This is a genomic window from Prevotella sp. FD3004, from assembly GCF_000746155.1.
Taxonomy (GTDB): Bacteria; Bacteroidota; Bacteroidia; order Bacteroidales; family Bacteroidaceae; genus Prevotella.
The window spans coordinates 81,153-97,718 of record NZ_KN050819.1 but is presented as its reverse complement, the minus strand read 5'-3'; the positions used below and the strand labels follow the sequence as shown (position 1 = coordinate 97,718).

Here is a 16,566-nt window from a genome sequence, read left to right as displayed (position 1 = left end):
ATGAATCTCAAGACGGTTACCATCATTGCATTGTCCATACTTCTGCCACTCACTCTGAGTGCACAGAAACGTAAGAAGCGTGTAGTGAAGAAAGAGCCCGTTGTAGAGGTTCCGCAAGAAGATCCACGCATCACCAACATGCGTGAGATGACCCAGCAGATTGTTTTCGTCGATAGCATCGTCATGGACAAGAACCAGTTTCTGAGCGCTTTCCGCCTCTCTTCCGAGACAGGTACTGTCACCACTTGCCAGGAGTTTTTCGGCAAACCCGCAGAAGGCTATCTTTTCCGCAATGAGATGGGCAATAAGATCTACTTCTCCATGCCTGACGACAGCCTTCGTCAGCAACTCTTCACAAGCGACAAGTTGGGCGAAGAATGGAGCAAAGCCCAGCCCCTTCAGGGCATCAGCGAAGGCATCAGCGAAGCCTCCTACCCCTTCATGCTTGCCGATGGCATCACGTTCTACTTTGCCGGTAAGGGCGAGGAAAGCATCGGAGGCTATGATATATTCCTCACTCGCTACGACTCTCGCAGCGGCAGTTTCCTGAAGCCCGAGAACATCGGAATGCCTTTCAATTCAGAGGCTAACGACTACATGTTTGCCATCGACGAACTCAATCAGATAGGCTACTTCGTCAGCGACCGCCGCCAGCCCGAAGGTCAGGTATGCGTTTATATCTTTATCCCCTCCGATAGTCGTAAGACATACGACTCTTCTATGTATACCGAGCAGCAAATCCGCGACTTTGCAGACATAACCCGTATTGCCGACACCTGGGGCGATGGCCAGTTGCGCAAGAATGCGCTCATGCGTTTAGAGGCAATAAACGACCAGAAGCCAACTGCAGAAGTTCAGCAGACAACAGATAACCAACAGGTTATTATTATCAACGACCATCTCACCTACTCCAAAGCCAGCGACTTCCGTTCACAAAAAGCCGCCATGCTCTACAAGCAGCTCATCTCTGCCCGCAAACAACTCGACATGCTCGAAAGCGAACTTAGTAAATCGCGCGATTACTTTGCCAAGGCATCGGATAGCGAACGAACATCCCTGCGCAAAGAGATACTCAGCGCAGAGAAAGAACTCCTGCAACTCAACCGCCAGATAAAAACGCTTGAGAAGCAGACACGTAACGAAGAAAATTCCGTATTAAACTAAAATAAACAAGTCTATGAGTAAGAAACATTTTCCAGAATCAGAACTGATTATTAATGCCGACGGCTCATGCTTCCATCTGCATCTGAAACCAGAGCAGTTGGCCGACAAGATCATCCTTGTGGGCGATCCCGCCCGAGTAGATACAGTTGCTGCCCACTTCGACACCAAGGAGTGCGACGTTAGCAGCCGCGAGTTTCATACAATCACCGGTACATATAAAGGTAAGCGAATCACAGTACAGAGTCATGGCATCGGATGCGATAACATCGACATTGTAGCCAACGAGCTCGACACACTCGCCAATATCGATTACAATACTCGCGAAGAGAAGGCCAATCATCGCACATTGACGATGGTTCGTATCGGCACATGTGGTGGTCTTCAGCCCAACACCCCTACTGGTTGCTTCGTTGCCAGCGTCAAGAGCATCGGTTTCGACGGACTGTTAAACTACTATGCTGGCCGTAACGAGGTGTGCGACCTGCAGCTTGAAGAGGCTTTCAAGAAACACATGAAGTGGAATCCCATTAAAGGTTCTCCATACGTATCCGTAGCAGATAAAGAGCTTATCGATCAGATTGCCCAGGATGATATGGTACGTGGTTACACCATCTCATGTGGCGGATTCTATGGTCCTCAGGGCCGTGTGCTTCGTGCCAATCTGGAAGACCCGAAGCAGAACGAGAAAATCGAGAGCTTTGAGTATGAAGGTATGAAGATCTGTAATTTCGAGATGGAGTCATCGGCCCTTGCAGGTATGGCTTCTTTGCTCGGACATCGCGCCATGACATGTTGCATGGTCATCGCCAACCGCTACACCACAGAGATGAATACCGAATACAAGAATAGTATAGACACACTTATCGAGAAAGTTCTCGACAGAATATGATCGACACTATCTGCGCGCTTGCAACGGCTCCTGGCGGAGCACTCGGAATCATAAGAATCTCAGGCCCTCAGGCGCTTGAGATTCTATCTCATGTCTTCACCAAGTCACTCACCAATGCCCAACCCAACACCATTCACTATGGCCACATCAAAGACGGGGATAGCATTGTCGATGAGGTGCTGGTAAGCGTATTCCGCTCTCCCCACAGCTATACAGGCGAAGAATCTGCAGAAATATCATGCCATGGTTCACGCTATATATTAAATAAGGTTCTCGAACTGCTCATTCAGCATGGTTGTCGGATGGCAGGACCAGGCGAGTTTACCCAGCGTGCCTACCTCAACGGTAAGATGGATCTCTCACAGGCCGAAGCCGTAGCCGACTTGATAGCCTCATCCAACAAAGCCAGCCACGACATTGCGTTGAATCAGCTGCGAGGCTATTTCTCATCAGAGCTTTCACGTCTACGTGAACAACTGCTCAAACTAACATCGCTCCTCGAGCTCGAGCTCGATTTCTCAGACCACGAAGACCTTGAGTTTGCCGACCGAAGCGAATTACTTGAGCTCACCAAAACTATTGACAGTCACATTCTCAGACTCGCCAAGAGTTTCGAGACAGGACAAGCACTCAAGAACGGCATTCCCGTAGCCATTGTCGGCAAGACAAACGTTGGAAAATCAACGCTTCTCAATCGTCTGCTGAGAGACGATCGTGCTATTGTTTCCGACGTACATGGTACGACAAGAGACACCATTGAGGATACGATAGACATCCAGGGTATCACCTTCCGATTCATAGATACAGCAGGCATCCGCCAGACCACAGACGAGGTAGAGCTGATAGGCATCACTCGCACCTATTCCACCATCGAGAAAGCGCGCATTGTGCTTTGGCTTCTCGATGTAGCGCCAAGCGCTTCAGAACTTGAAGACATGCAAGAACGATGCAATGATAAATCATTGATTATCATACAGAATAAGATTGACAAGAATGCACCTCTTAAAATCGGAGCATCCCCTGACTCAAGTCAAGATTCTGTCAAGCAACTGCAGATTTCCGCCAAGCAAGGACAGGGCATCGATGCCCTTGAACAAGCCATCTATGAAGCCGCTCATATCCCCGAGCTCACAGAGAGTGACATTATCGTAACCTCTGCCCGCCAATATCAGTCACTCATCCACGCCCACGACAACCTTACCCGTGTCATCGCAGGCTTGGAGACCGGCCTCAGCGGAGACCTCATCTCTGAAGACTTGAACCTCGTCTTAGACGATCTCTCAGACATCACAGGCCAAGGCCGCATTGTCCCCAACGAAGTACTCGGAAATATCTTTAAAAACTTCTGCGTGGGCAAGTAGATTCTGCGTGGGTAAATAGATTAACTATTCTTTTTATAGCTCTGTACGGCCCAACAACCCATCAACGTACCGATGCCAGCAAGGGCTAAGACCTGATGGGCAGTTTCGTGCAGCCCACCACCACGGATGAAGACGGTGCGGATGGCATCAATGAAGTAGTGCATGGGGTTGATATAGGTGGTAAGATACGCCCACTGGGGCATGGATCGCGTAGGGGTGAAAAGTCCCGACAGCAACATGATGCTCACCACAAAGAACCACATCACGAACATGGCCTGCTGCATGGTGTCGGAGTAGTTGGACACGATGAGTCCGAAAGAAGAGAAGAACAGCGCCAGCAGCATAGCAAGCACGTAGATGAGCCACACGGAACCGGCTGGTGTGATGCCATAGACGAGCCACGCCAATAGCAGGCATACGGTGATGACAAACAGCGCGATGAGCCAGTAAGGGATGAGTTTGGCGAGGATGAACGACCACTTGGAAACGGGCGTAACGTTGATCTGTTCGATGGTGCCAGCCTCTTTCTCGCCAACGATGTTGAGTGTGGGCAGGAAGCCCGTCATTAGCATCATCACAATGGCAAAGAGGGCGGGAATCATGTAGAGCTTGTAGTTCTGACCTTTGTTGTATAAGGTGAGAGGCGTGATGTTTGATGTGTGATGTTTGAAGTTTGAGGTGAGGGTTGTGACGTTTGAGGTGACTATCTGCGAGAGATAGGCGCTGCCCATTGAGCCCTTGGTGCCGTTGACGGCATTGGCTGCAATGAGATACTTGCCACCGCGAATCTCGAGGATGACATCGGCCCTACCCTTCTCAATGTCCTTCATCGCTTCAGCGTAGGTGGCCTTCTGTCCACCGAAGATGAAATAATTAGAGGCAGCAATCTGCTGTACCAACCGCTGCGACTCCACGGTGTGGTCTATGTCAACCACATCTACCACGATGTTCTTCACTTCCATCTGCATCACCCACGGCATCACGCACATGATGACAATCGGGAACATGACAATGAGTTTGGGCAGAAACGCATTACGACGTATCTGCAGGAACTCTTTTTGTATGAGATATTTCAATGTCATATCAGTTACTCCAATCTTACATTAAACTTCTTCAGCGCTATGGCCAGCAGCACCACCGTTATACCAGCCAGCACAGCTACCTCGCGAGCCACTTCGCCAATGCCCACACCCATAATCATCAGCTTGCGCATGGCCTCGATATAGTAGCGTGGCGGAACCACAGCAGCCAGCCATTGCAGCACTTGCGGCATCGACTCTACCGGAAACAGCATGCCCGACAACATGACCACAGGCATGAGTAACACCATAGCTGATAGCAGCAGGGCCACAAGTTGCGTCTGTGCCATGTTAGAGATGAGCAGTCCCAACGAGAGCGCCAGCAGGATATAGAGGGTGCTCACAGCCAGAATCCAGAACAGCGAACCAGCCAAGGGTACTCCCAACACGAAACGTGCCATCAACAAGATGGTAATAAGGATGCCGAAGGCTAGTACCAGATAAGGCACTGCCTTAGCGATAATCACCATCAAGGGGCGCACGGGCGATACCAACAGCACCTCCATAGTACCTTTCTCTTTCTCGCGCACGATGGATATCGAGGTCATCATGGCACAGATGAGCATCAACAACATACCCATGATGGCAGGCACGAAATTATAAGCCGACTTCATCTGGGGGTTGTATAACAGTTGAGAGTGAATCGTGGAAAGTGAAGAGTTGGCAATAGTCTGTCGGGCGTAGGTGGTCCATTGCTGCGCCATATTAGGGTCGCTGCCGTCAACCATCATCTGCACGCCACGACCCTGTGCAAACACCAGTGCCATATCGGCCTTTTGGCTGCGGATGAGCTGTTCGGCATCCTGCGGGGTATTCACCATCTGAGTGATAACGAAGTATTCCGATTGTGCCAGTCGTTCTACGGCCTGCTGCGTACGGGGCGACATCTCTGACGTGACCACCACCGTGCGCACATTCTTCACATCAGTGGTGATGGCGAAGCCGAAGAGCAGCATCATCACTACGGGCATACCAAAGAGTATCAGCATCGTGCGCTTGTCACGCAGAATATGTTTGGTTTCCTTGATTACAAATGCTATAAACTGTTTCATACACTTAATCGCTTGAACGGGTGGCCTGACGGGCCAGATAGGTAAACACATGGTCCATATCAGGTTGGTGGAAACGCTGTTTCAGTTCGTCGGGTGTACCTAGTGCGCTTATTTTGCCGTCCACCATGATAGAGATGCGGTCACAATAATCTGCCTCGTCCATATAGTGAGTGGTCACAAAGACCGTGATGCCACGATGGGCAGCGTCGTAGATGAGCTCCCAGAACTGGCGGCGCGTAGCGGGATCAACACCACCCGTGGGTTCGTCAAGGAACACCACACCTGGGTCGTGGAATATCGAGACGGAGAAGGCCAGTTTCTGCTTCCAGCCCAATGGTAAAGAACCTACTAAATCATCGCGATGGTCTTCAAACTTCAACTGCCGCAGCACCTCGTCCATCTTACACTTCACCTCATAGGGTTTCATGCCGTAGATGCCAGCAAAGAGACGGATATTCTCGGCAACGGTCAAGTCTTCGTAGAGCGAGAACCGCTGCGACATATAGCCTATATGCTTCTTAATTTGTTCATATTCCGTACGGATGTCGAAACCTACCACCCTACCCGTTCCACTGGTGGGCTGGTTCAGTCCTGTCAGCATGTGCATCGCCGTCGTCTTACCTGCACCGTTGGCACCCAGGAATCCGAATATCTCGCCCCTTTTTACACTGAACGAGATGTCGTCAACTGCATGGAAATCGCCAAAGGCTTTTACCAGATGTTCTACTTCAATGACATTCTCCGACTCTTCACTCTTATCTTTTAACTCTTCACTCTTATCTATGCCTGGCGGATTGAAGATACTGGCAAACTGAGAGAGAATATCATCGGGAGTGCCAATGCCGCGCACCTGCCCCTGATCCAGAAAAGCGACGCGTTCACAGCAACGAACTTCATCAAGATAAGGCGTTGAAGCCAAGATCGTTATTCCTTGTTCCTTCAACATAAGCAACATCTCCCACAACTCCTTACGACTCACGGGATCAACACCCGTGGTGGGCTCGTCGAGGAAGAGTACACTGGGGTGGTGTACCAATGCACACGAGAGCGCCAGCTTCTGCTTCATACCGCCCGAGAGTGCTCCTGCCTTGCGGTCTTTGAAGCGTTCTATCTGCGAGTATATGGCTTTGATACTATCGTAACCTTCATCAACAGTCGTTCCGAAAAGCGTGGCAAAGAAGTTCAGGTTCTCCTCGATGGTGAGGTCTTGGTAGAGCGAGAACTTGCCCGGCATATAGCCCACTCGGGAGCGCACCTCGCGCATCTGTTTCACCACATCGTAGCCATCTACAGTCGCCGTGCCTGCATCGGGCAGCAACAGCGAACAGAGGATGCGAAACATCGATGTCTTTCCGGCACCATCAGGGCCAATCAGTCCAAAGACCTCACCCTTGCCGACAGCAAACGACACATCGCAAAGTGCCTGCACCCGTCCGTACGACTTACTGATATTCTTTACTTCAATGGCATTCATAATTGTCAATTATCAATTATCAATTGTCAATTAGAATTTCACCTCGCCGTACATACCAATCTTCACAAATCCATCATTTTTGATAGCCACCTTGACGGCATACACCAGATCGGCACGCTCATCGTCTGTGAGGATGGTCTTGGGTGTAAACTCCGAGCGCGACGATATCCAGCTGATAGTGCCAGCATACTCCTTGCGCTGGTTGTCGCCATAGTCGGCAAACACCTTCACCTGCTGACCTATCTTGATGTGCTGCAGCTGGGCTGAAGTGACGTAGGCACGCAGGTGCATCGACTCGGTATCAGCTATCTTGAACAACGGCTTGCCCACACTTACAAACTCGCCACGCTCCACATATTTCTCGAGAATGGTTCCCTTGGTGGGAGTCATGATGTGACACTTGCGCAGCATATCCTGCAACTGTGCTTTCTGAACCTCAGCAGTCGAAAGTTGAGAGTTGAGAGTTGAGAGTTGAGTGTTGAGCGATGATATCTGCGCATCCAACTGTTTCTGCAACACTTTTACCTGGCTCGTAGCGTCGTCGAGCATCTTCGAGGGGGCAGCCCCGTCGGCCACCAGTTCGCGGTAGCGCTGCTCGTCCTGCTGGGCCTTAGCCAACTGCTGGCGTGTGGCAGCTATCTGGCGTTCCATATCGGGTTTCTGACTCTGATACACCGCTTTGGTAGCGTCCATCTGCTGAATCTTCAACCACGTCTGCGTGGTGTCAATGAGTCCCACCTCTCGGGCTGCCTCCATCTTGTCGCCCTCGTTCACGTCAAACGACAGCAATGCCCCACTCTGTTCGGCAAACACGGTCGTCTCGGTAGCCTCGAACGTGCCCGTTGCATCGTATTCTTTCTCGTTGCTTCCGCAGGCTGTCATCATCAGGGCCACACCTGCCAATACATATATTTTTTTCATATACTTATTGATTTGTCGTGTATTTGTTGTCGTATATCTCTTTCAGCATTTCTATCTCGTGTACCGACTGTTGCACACAGGCAGCATGCTCCTGATTGATCTCGCGCACCAGGTCATTCACGTCGATGATGCCGTGTGCCAGCTTCGATTCTGCCGCTTTTCTCACAGCCTGTCGCAGCGCGATAATCTCGCCGTCTTGGACCATCAGTTTCTGGTAGCGTGCGATGTTCTCGTGCTGCTGAATCTGTTCCAAGTTGTTATTAAAGAGGAACACCTCACGATTGTTATCCGTCATATCACGCTGCAACTGCAGTTTTGCCTTGTCGTTCTTGCGGGTATAGAGGGCACCGATGTTCCACGTTACCCGTGCACCGACGATGCCGTTCAGGCTCCATTTATGGTGCATCATGTCCTCAAACATATTCAGACCTGGATAACCATAGAATCCCTGAGCAAACAAACCCACTTTCGGCATCAGCGCGGCGTTGAGTGCCTTCTCCTGAGCTTTCAGCACACTGATCTGTGCATCCATCGCCTTCAGTTCCGGACGACGGTTTTCAGCCATCATACCTCCGCCATCAGCCTTCACCAGTGGTTTCCGTACCTCCGTCACCTCCATCCCACAGAATGTACTCAGCAGGCGCTGTAACATCTGCTTCTGCGATGCCAGTTCGGTGGCTTTCTGTACTGCGTTGAGTCGCTCCGCTTTCACATTCTGCAGGTCGCTCTCGGCTGCTGTTCCCCGCCTGGTCATCGCCTCCAGTTTGCGTTCGTTGCCTGCCAGCAGTGTCTGCAAGTCGGTGTTCAACTTGATCTGTTCGTCAATCAGCAACAAACTGAAATACATCTCATTCACGCGCTTGCGAACATTATAAATATTGACTTCGTTCTGAGCTGCCTGCACCTTGCCTTGTTCATGAGCTATACGTTTCTGACTGCCGATGATGCCACCGTCATAGATGGTCTGCTGCACATCGATACCCACGCGATACTGGTCCTTCGTCAGCCCCTTCATGTCGATGCCCATACCGCTCATCATCGTTTTCATTTCATCGGGCCACGCCGTCACATCACTCTGGTAGGTGGCTTGTGCGGTTGCCGACACTTGCGGTAGCCATCCCTTCTGGATATTGGCTACCGTCAGCTGGGTGGTCTTCTCGACAAGTCCATACTGCTGTATCAGCGGATAATTCTTCTCTGCTGCCTGCTGACACTCTTCCAGCGTCTGCCCCTGTACCAGCATGGGCAACATCGTCAAAGCTAAAAACAATTTCTTCATATCATCTTTTGTCATTGAATTCCGGATGCAAAAGTACGATGTTTTTTTCATCGTGGTGTTATCTGTAAGAATGGGGAAATGTTCTTTTTGTTCGATTTATACATAAACAGAGCATTGTTTCGCGGAAAATGATTATCTTTGCCAACAAAAAAGGACGTATTATGAACAGACAACCGCAACTGATGGATGCCACACGAATGCGCGACATTCTCACACCACACCTCTCGCAAATGCGCGAGCATATATTCATGAATAGCGAACTGGCAATGGTTCGCGGCGACAGCACGGTGTTCAGTCTGCTGATGCGCCAAAAGCCACCTTTTACCATCAATGATCACCGTTTGGGCATCATCATGAACGGCGAGGCTGAAATTACCATCAACCTGCAAGACCGCCACCTTACGAGCGGCACACTCGTCTATATCGGTCCTGGTACCATCATCCATCCCAAGCGTCTGTCGCCTGACCTCCGCATCTTCGGAATGGGACTTTTTTTAAACTTCCCCATGCCCTTTGCACAGGGACAGATGCCGTCGGCCTTCAACGGGCAGGTGCGCGACTTCCAGTTACTTGTCAGCGAAGAGAATATCGCTACTGCCACACATATTATGGACGCCATCTGGCAAACGATTCATGCCACTGACGACTATCATCGTCCCACCGTCACAGCCCTCGTAGCTGCCCAGATGCACCACTACAACCAGCTGTTCCAGCAGCAGATCGACCAACAGGCCAGCAGTCGTTCGCGCGAGCAGACCATCTTCGATCGCTTCCTCCAACTGGTTACCCAACACTGTGCCGAACATCATCAGATAGGATACTATGCCGACCGCATGTGTCTAACTGAGCGCTACCTGAACACCATTATCCGCCAAACAAGCAGCGTCACAGCCAAAGACTGGATTGACCGTGCCCTCATCACGCGTATAAAAATAGAACTGCGCCACACGGATAAACCTGCAGCACAGATTGCCGATGAGATGCATTTTGCCAATCCCTCATTCTTCTCAAAATACTTCCGTCGCCTCACCGGCATGACTCCCGGCGAGTATAAGAAGAACTAAGTGGTTTTACCTCGGCTGCAGGCTCAGACGGTATTCGCTAGGCGACTGACCAAGATGCTTGGTGCAGTAACGACTAAAATAAGAAAGAGTAGTAAAATTCATAAGTTCTGCTATCTGAGTGAGGGACAGGCGTTCATCATTCAGATATTCTTTCAGTATAGGTATGGTATGGCGGTCAATGTACGATGTGACACTATGCCCTGTCACACGCTTGATGGTGGCTGAGAGATACTTTGGCGATACATTCAGCCGTTCGGCATAATAACTCACTTCGCGTTCCGTTCGGCTGATGCCAGTAGCCAGCAGTGCCATCAGCTGTTTTACAATATAGGCCGTACGATCGGTGTGTAAATCGGAGGCATCACGCTGGGCATGGGCTTCAAAAATGTCATACATCATCGTCAAGCAGAGACTGCCCATCAATTCACGATAGAACTGTAAGTGACTATCGTTCATGCGGTCGCGCAGACGCTGGAAGTCATCCAACAGATGCTCTACTTGTTCATCTGTCAGTTTGATGACTGGGTCTTGGTTCAGCGAGATACTGCCACCTATGCTGTAATTGTTCGATGGCAACAGGTTCTGCAGGAACTTATAGTCGGCAGCAAACCACTCCACCTGTAAATCGGCATGTCCCGCAAGGTTCTTTACTCTATCGGGCATCGGAATCACTACCAGGTCGTTTTTGACTATGTGGTAACAATGCTCGTTGAACACGAAACTGCCCTCCCCTGCCAAGCATAGCAAATGCATGCAGGTGTGGCTCAACTCATTGGAATTCATCCCATTGAAGTCTGTAGAATACTGAAAATCCACCTCCATATCGTTGTCTTTTGGGTGCGAAGATACACATTAATTATGATACAAACAAACGATTTCTGCAAAAAGTAAAAATCGTGACGTAATTTGTGAAACAATCGTATCAAAAAAACGTCGTATCTTTGCAGCGTGATTGGAAATCACGCCGCGAGTGAAGGCTGCGGCTCAGCATAGTTCGAGTAAAATCGACTCTGCGTTCGCCTTGCACTTCACTTGCATCCAGTTTTAAAAAAAACGATTATGAATATCAGGAGTATCATCACAGTCGTCATCGGTCTGCTCGTATCCACAGCATGCAGTGGTGGCGCAAAACAGGAGAAAGTTATGAAGAAGGATTCAAAGGCAATAGTAGTGTTCTTCTCGCATGCGGGAGACAACTACGCAGTGGGAAACATCGAGGTGGGCAACACAAAGATTGTGGCCGACTGTATCACGGAGTTGACTGGTGCTGAGCAGTTTGAAATCGTGACACATAAGTACGATGGCATGGCTTACAATCCGCTCATTAAGTTGGCACAGGAAGAAACCAAGAACGGCGAACTGCCTGAGTATGAAGGCGATATTGATTTGAGTAGTTACGACACCATCTTCATCGGAGGTCCTGTATGGTGGGGAACCTATCCGCAGGTGATGTTCACCTTTTTCAAGAAGCACGCTAACGACTTGAAGGGCAAAACCGTCATTCCATTCACTACCCATGAGGGCTCAGGTCTGGCCAACTGTGTAGACGACGTGAAGGTAGCATTCCCTGGTGCAAACGTCACAAAAGGCTTTAGCATCTACGGACACGAGGTGCGTACAGAGAAGGCGAAAGTAGAGAAATGGATTAATGGATTGAAATAATATGAAGTACATAAAACTATACAACGGCGTAGAAATGCCGACCTTGGGCTACGGTGTGTTTCTCGTAAGCCCTGACGAATGTGAGAGATGCGTGACGGATGCCTTAGAGGTGGGCTATCGATTGATAGACACGGCGCAGGCCTACCAGAATGAGGAAGGCGTCGGCAATGCCTGGCGCAAGAGTGGACTGAAGCGTGAGGATCTATTCCTCGTGACGAAGGTATGGATATCGAACAATGGCGAGGAAAAGGCAGCGAAGAGCATCGACGAGAGCCTGCGCAAGTTGCAGACGGAATATATCGACCTGCTGCTCATCCATCAGGCTTACGGTGACGTGTTTGGCACGTGGCGGGCAATGGAGAAGGCCTACCGTTCTGGCAAAGTACGAGCCATCGGTGTCAGCAACTTCCAGGCGGGTCGCTTCTTCGACTTTGCCCACTATGTGGAGGTGAAGCCAATGGTGAACCAGCTGCAGTGTAACACGCTCATCCAGCAGACGGGCATCGAGCCGATTCATGCTGAATTTGGAACAATGGTAATGGCCTGGGGACCGCTTGGCGGACAGGGAGTCGACGGCATCGTGAAAAGTGAGACGCTGACAGCCATCGGAGCCAAGTATGACAAGAGCGCTGCACAGGTCGCCCTCCGCTGGCTCACTCAGCGTGGCATCGTAGCTATTCCCAAGTCGAGCCATAAAGAACGTATGGCACAGAACTTTGACGTATTCGACTTCACACTTAGTGACTACGATATGGCACAGATCGCCCAGATGAACCAACACGACACGGGCACCATCAACTTCGGCGACCCACTGTTTGTGAAGTACTTGATACAGAATTACGGATAAAAAAAACAGAATACAACTATGTTTGGAAACTTTTCTTATTACAACCCCACCAAACTGTATTTTGGTGACGAGTCCCTGAACTTCCTCAAGGACGAACTGAAGAACTACGGCCCAGTGGTACTGCTCAACTATGGTAGCGGCAGTGTGAAACGCAACGGCATCTACGACCAGGTGGTGGCCATCCTGAAGGAGGCCGGCAAAACGATCGTGGAGAATTCTGGTGTGATGACCAATCCCACGCTTGAGAAACTGAACGAGGGCGTGAAGATTGCCCGCGAGAACGAGGTGGACCTGATTCTAGCCCTTGGCGGCGGCAGCGTGTGCGACTATTCAAAGGCGGTGGCGGCATCAGTCTATTACGAAGGTGACTATTGGGATCAGTTCTGGCAGAAACAGCAGAATCCCGCCGAAGGCCAGCGATTATTACCCGTAGGCTGCATCTTGACGATGGCTGGCACAGGCTCGGAGATGAATGCTGGCACGGTGATTACCGATGCCAAGCACACTTTCAAGGTGGGGCATGTGTTCGACTCTCGTCTGATGCCTAAGTTCTCTATCCTCAACCCGAAGTTCACGATGACCGTACCCGAGAACCAGATGAAGGCGGGTATCTACGACATCATGAACCACATCATGGAGCAGTACTTCAGCGATTTCGATGACAACACCAGCGACTACCTCTCAGAGGGACTGATGCGCTCCGTCATCCACAGCAGCCGCATCGCTGTGAGAAATCCGCAGGACTACGAGGCACGCTCCAACATCATGTGGACGGCCACATGGGCACTGAACACCCTCATCGGACTGGGCAAGAAGGAGGATTGGATGGTACACATGATTGGCCACAGTGTGGGTGCCTGGACACACGCCCCTCACGGCTATGCACTGGCCTCCGTCTCGATGGCCTACTATCGCCGCGCCATGAAGAATGGTCTACCTAAGTTTGTGCGCTTCGCCAAGAACGTGTGGAACATCAGTGGTGACGGCATGACCGACGAGCAGATAGCCAAAGCAGGCTTGCAGGCTCTAAGAGCCTGGATGCTAGAGATAGGTCTGCCACTAACCATCAGCGAAATTGGTGCCACTGAGGATATGATTGCAGGTATCACCGATACCACCGTCATCTATCCCGCTGGCTATTTGAATCTGTCAAAGGAGGACGTGGCAGAGATTCTGAAAGAAAGTTTATAATTGATAATTGACATTTGATAATTGAAAGCTAAAGCATTATTGCTGGTTCTTATGATAGCAGCAAACGGTTTCGCTCAGGGCGTGATAGATAAACATTTGATTGTCCGCATTGCTGAGATTGAGGTTTTTCCACAGTATTTGGAGGAATACTTGACCTTTGCCAACGAGGTGGACCGTCTGAGCATAGAGCGCGAGCCTGGTGTCATCTGTCTCTACCCCATGCAGAGTGCTGAGGACTCATGCCAGATTCGCATCCTCGAGATCTATGCCTCTGAGGAAGCTTATCAGCAGCACTTGAAGACCGACCACTTCCAAAAGTACAAGCAGGGCACGCTCCACATGGTGAAAGACCTCAAACTGCCCACCATGAAGCCCCTCGACCCAGAGACAATGAAACTGATATTCAAAAAACAGAGGTAACAATGAAAAGATTGATTTTAGTAATTTGCGCCATGCTCACATTACTAAGTACAAATACAACTGCAAAGACACTTGTGGTATACTATAGTTACACAGGCAATTGCCGAGAGATAGTAAACACACTGACTAGTCAGATTGAAACCGACGTGCTGGAGATTCTGCCTACTGAAAAAGAACTCCAGTACGAGGCTAACAACTATGCCTTGGGCACTCAGTTGCTGAATGCCATCAAGGCTAATCCAAATGACGCCAGCAGTTACCCTGCAATAGACCCTGTAACGAAATCACCGGCCGATTACCAGAACATCATCATTGTCACCCCACTTTGGTGGAGTCAGATGGCAGCTATCACGCAGACCTACCTGTTCCAGAATGCTTCGATGATGGCAGGGAAACACGTCGGAATGATTGTGTCGAGCCATTCGAGTGGCATCAGTGGTGTGGTAAGTGATGCCGAGAGGTTATTGCCTAATGTCACATGGATGGGCGAAGCCTTGTGGATTAACGCTAGCAACCACGGAAATCGTGCCTCACTTATAGAAAACTGGATCAAGACACTGAATTTCGATAATGAGAATACTACTATGGATAAAATGTATATCACCATCGATGGACAAACGCAAAGTGCGACACTCGTTGACAATACGGCTACACGCGAGTTGGTCGCTGCACTTCAGAACGCACCCATTACGGTCACTCTCAACGACAACCAGTTCGAGATATGGGGACCTCTGGGCAAATCGCTGACAACGGAAAACGAGCAGATGAATACCACAGCAGGAGACATCGTGCTCTATAATGGCAGCAACATCTGCATCTTCTATGCCAGCAACTCTTGGAGCTATACTCGCTTAGGCAAAATCGACGGACTGTCAGAGAGTGAGTTGCGCACATTCTTGAAAGCAGGAGAAAGCAACATCACCGTTATGCTGTCTCTGACTTCGGGCACGACAGCCATCAGGAGCGTCAATGGTAATCGTATGGAAGATGGAGCGTACTACTCGCTGAATGGTATGAAGGTAAGCAATCCTTCAAAAGGAATTTATATCCAGAATGGTAAAAAAGTAATATTATAATGCAAAGAATCATTTTATTTTTAATCGCAATAATGACTATGTCTACAATAGATGCACAGACGCTGACAGAGCGACATAAGGGATTGGCAGCATGTGCCTGCCTGATGGCACAGGGTGATATGGAACGTTTGGAGCCAGTCGTGCGTGTGGCGCTCGACAAGGGCGTAACCGTCAACGAACTGAAGGAGGCTTTCTCGCAGCTCTATGCCTACACGGGTTTCCCACGAAGCCTGAATGCACTTGGAGTACTGAGTAAGGTCTTAGAGAGCAGACAGCCTAACTGGCAGGAAGGCAAGCCTTGGAAGCGTCCTGCCGAGTGGGATGATGCCAAGAAGGCCTACGAACTGGGCACCAAAAACCAGACACAACTTTCAGGAAAGCCTTTCAACTATGAGTTCTGTCCGCAGGATGACTACTATCTGAAGTCTCACCTCTTTGGCGACATCTTTGCTGGCGACCAGCTCTCTGCTGCCGACCGCGAGATAGTTACCGTAGCAGCTCTGAGTGGTCTCGAAGGCGTTGCTCCACAACTCGCCGCCCACAAGCAGGGTGCCGTGAACATGGGCAATTCAAAGCAGTTGGTGGATGAACTCTGTGCTTGGCTCTGCAACGAGGGCTACACCCTAAGTACCAAGTGGCCCAAAGGCGAGCCTAATCCTTACGGCAAGTACTTCATTGGTCAGAGTTATCTGGCAGATGTCGGCGGTGGTGTTATGAATGTTACTTTCGAACCCCGTTGCCGTAATAACTGGCACATCCATCACAAGCAGGTGCAGGTGTTGATCTGCGTGGCTGGTCGTGGTTGGTATCAGGAATGGGGCAAGGCTCCTGTTGAACTGACTCCCGGCACCGTCATCGCCATCCCTGCTGAGGTGAAGCACTGGCATGGTGCACAGAAGGACTCATGGTTCCAGCACCTCACCTATCATAAAGATGTGCAGGAAGGAGCCTGCAACGAACTGAAGGAGCAGCGAGAGCAGAGCGATGCTCGCATCAGCTCTGCCGAGTCGCGACAGAAGTCGAGTGAAACTCAATGGTGTGAGCCTGTGGATGATGCCACCTATAATCTATTAACAAAATAGTCCTC

16 protein-coding genes are annotated in these 16,566 nt (G+C 50.2%); 10 read left to right on the top strand and 6 right to left on the bottom strand.

What is annotated here, in order from left to right; all coding sequences use genetic code 11:
- The 3 genes from T325_RS07380 to mnmE are packed head-to-tail and all read left to right on the top strand — an operon-like array spanning position 1 to position 3,414.
- Positions 1-1,164, top strand: coding sequence for a hypothetical protein (locus T325_RS07380; RefSeq protein WP_051949780.1), 1,164 nt, complete (start codon positions 1-3; stop codon positions 1,162-1,164).
- Between the two features lie 13 nt (positions 1,165-1,177).
- Positions 1,178-2,053, top strand: a complete 876-nt coding sequence (locus T325_RS07375; RefSeq protein ID WP_036911994.1) for a nucleoside phosphorylase — start codon at positions 1,178-1,180, stop codon at positions 2,051-2,053.
- Entirely contained in the window at positions 2,050-3,414 is a 1,365-nt protein-coding gene (mnmE, locus tag T325_RS07370; RefSeq protein ID WP_036911990.1) for a tRNA uridine-5-carboxymethylaminomethyl(34) synthesis GTPase MnmE, read from the top strand. The genes T325_RS07375 and mnmE overlap by 4 nt, the downstream gene beginning before the upstream one ends.
- Positions 3,415-3,434: 20 nt before the next feature.
- Here mnmE and T325_RS07365 read toward each other — a convergent pair whose 3' ends face one another.
- Genes T325_RS07365 through T325_RS07345 form a run of 5 tightly spaced genes read right to left on the bottom strand, consistent with a single transcriptional unit; the run spans position 3,435 to position 9,219 of the window.
- Positions 3,435-4,496 (bottom strand): ABC transporter permease, encoded by a 1,062-nt coding sequence (locus T325_RS07365; protein WP_036911988.1) that lies wholly within the window; start codon positions 4,494-4,496, stop codon positions 3,435-3,437.
- A gap of 5 nt (positions 4,497-4,501) precedes the next feature.
- Entirely contained in the window at positions 4,502-5,545 is a 1,044-nt protein-coding gene (locus T325_RS07360) for an ABC transporter permease (RefSeq protein WP_036911985.1), read from the bottom strand.
- Between the two features lie 4 nt (positions 5,546-5,549).
- Entirely contained in the window at positions 5,550-7,019 is a 1,470-nt protein-coding gene (locus T325_RS07355; protein ID WP_036911982.1) for an ATP-binding cassette domain-containing protein, read from the bottom strand.
- Between the two features lie 30 nt (positions 7,020-7,049).
- Positions 7,050-7,940, bottom strand: coding sequence for an HlyD family secretion protein (locus T325_RS07350; protein WP_036911979.1), 891 nt, complete (start codon positions 7,938-7,940; stop codon positions 7,050-7,052).
- A 4-nt stretch (positions 7,941-7,944) separates the two neighbouring features.
- A complete protein-coding gene (locus T325_RS07345; protein ID WP_036913499.1) occupies positions 7,945-9,219 on the bottom strand; it encodes a TolC family protein in 1,275 nt (424 codons plus the stop codon).
- 161 nt (positions 9,220-9,380) lie between these two features.
- On the opposite strand from T325_RS07345, the gene T325_RS07340 reads away from it, so the two are divergent.
- Positions 9,381-10,283: a helix-turn-helix domain-containing protein gene (locus T325_RS07340; protein ID WP_181020832.1), complete on the top strand. Its 903-nt coding sequence runs from the start codon at positions 9,381-9,383 to the stop codon at positions 10,281-10,283.
- A 6-nt stretch (positions 10,284-10,289) separates the two neighbouring features.
- Here the strand turns inward: T325_RS07340 and T325_RS07335 are convergent, their stop codons facing one another.
- Positions 10,290-11,105 carry a helix-turn-helix domain-containing protein gene (locus T325_RS07335; protein WP_036911973.1) on the bottom strand — a complete coding sequence of 272 codons (816 nt, stop codon included), beginning with the start codon at positions 11,103-11,105 and terminating at the stop codon, positions 10,290-10,292.
- 237 nt (positions 11,106-11,342) lie between these two features.
- Between T325_RS07335 and T325_RS07330 the strand changes: the two genes are divergently transcribed.
- Genes T325_RS07330 through T325_RS07300 form a run of 6 tightly spaced genes read left to right on the top strand, consistent with a single transcriptional unit; the run spans position 11,343 to position 16,561 of the window.
- Entirely contained in the window at positions 11,343-11,945 is a 603-nt protein-coding gene (locus T325_RS07330) for a flavodoxin (RefSeq protein ID WP_051949779.1), read from the top strand.
- A gap of 1 nt (position 11,946) precedes the next feature.
- Positions 11,947-12,792 (top strand): aldo/keto reductase, encoded by an 846-nt coding sequence (locus T325_RS07325; protein ID WP_036911970.1) that lies wholly within the window; start codon positions 11,947-11,949, stop codon positions 12,790-12,792.
- An 18-nt stretch (positions 12,793-12,810) separates the two neighbouring features.
- Complete coding sequence (locus T325_RS07320; protein ID WP_036911967.1) at positions 12,811-13,983, top strand: iron-containing alcohol dehydrogenase; 1,173 nt, start codon at positions 12,811-12,813, stop codon at positions 13,981-13,983.
- Positions 13,984-14,034: 51 nt separating this feature from the next.
- Positions 14,035-14,403, top strand: a complete 369-nt coding sequence (locus tag T325_RS07315; protein WP_051949778.1) for a putative quinol monooxygenase — start codon at positions 14,035-14,037, stop codon at positions 14,401-14,403.
- A 2-nt stretch (positions 14,404-14,405) separates the two neighbouring features.
- Positions 14,406-15,479 (top strand): cyclophilin-like fold protein, encoded by a 1,074-nt coding sequence (locus tag T325_RS12395; RefSeq protein ID WP_081911102.1) that lies wholly within the window; start codon positions 14,406-14,408, stop codon positions 15,477-15,479.
- 38 nt (positions 15,480-15,517) lie between these two features.
- Complete coding sequence (locus tag T325_RS07300; RefSeq protein ID WP_197051329.1) at positions 15,518-16,561, top strand: carboxymuconolactone decarboxylase family protein; 1,044 nt, start codon at positions 15,518-15,520, stop codon at positions 16,559-16,561.
- Positions 16,562-16,566: the final 5 nt, after the last annotated feature.

Bases quoted from the DNA above. Each gene is read 5' to 3' on its own strand.
- T325_RS07380 (WP_051949780.1), top strand. From the start codon at position 1: ATGAATCTCAAGACGGTTACCATCATTGCATTGTCCATACTTCTGCCA.
- T325_RS07375 (WP_036911994.1), top strand. From the start codon at position 1,178: ATGAGTAAGAAACATTTTCCAGAATCAGAACTGATTATTAATGCCGAC.
- mnmE (WP_036911990.1), top strand. From the start codon at position 2,050: ATGATCGACACTATCTGCGCGCTTGCAACGGCTCCTGGCGGAGCACTC.
- T325_RS07365 (WP_036911988.1), bottom strand. From the start codon at position 4,496: ATGACATTGAAATATCTCATACAAAAAGAGTTCCTGCAGATACGTCGT.
- T325_RS07360 (WP_036911985.1), bottom strand. From the start codon at position 5,545: ATGAAACAGTTTATAGCATTTGTAATCAAGGAAACCAAACATATTCTG.
- T325_RS07355 (WP_036911982.1), bottom strand. From the start codon at position 7,019: ATGAATGCCATTGAAGTAAAGAATATCAGTAAGTCGTACGGACGGGTG.
- T325_RS07350 (WP_036911979.1), bottom strand. From the start codon at position 7,940: ATGAAAAAAATATATGTATTGGCAGGTGTGGCCCTGATGATGACAGCC.
- T325_RS07345 (WP_036913499.1), bottom strand. From the start codon at position 9,219: ATGAAGAAATTGTTTTTAGCTTTGACGATGTTGCCCATGCTGGTACAG.
- T325_RS07340 (WP_181020832.1), top strand. From the start codon at position 9,381: ATGAACAGACAACCGCAACTGATGGATGCCACACGAATGCGCGACATT.
- T325_RS07335 (WP_036911973.1), bottom strand. From the start codon at position 11,105: ATGGAGGTGGATTTTCAGTATTCTACAGACTTCAATGGGATGAATTCC.
- T325_RS07330 (WP_051949779.1), top strand. From the start codon at position 11,343: ATGAATATCAGGAGTATCATCACAGTCGTCATCGGTCTGCTCGTATCC.
- T325_RS07325 (WP_036911970.1), top strand. From the start codon at position 11,947: ATGAAGTACATAAAACTATACAACGGCGTAGAAATGCCGACCTTGGGC.
- T325_RS07320 (WP_036911967.1), top strand. From the start codon at position 12,811: ATGTTTGGAAACTTTTCTTATTACAACCCCACCAAACTGTATTTTGGT.
- T325_RS07315 (WP_051949778.1), top strand. From the start codon at position 14,035: ATGATAGCAGCAAACGGTTTCGCTCAGGGCGTGATAGATAAACATTTG.
- T325_RS12395 (WP_081911102.1), top strand. From the start codon at position 14,406: ATGAAAAGATTGATTTTAGTAATTTGCGCCATGCTCACATTACTAAGT.
- T325_RS07300 (WP_197051329.1), top strand. From the start codon at position 15,518: ATGTCTACAATAGATGCACAGACGCTGACAGAGCGACATAAGGGATTG.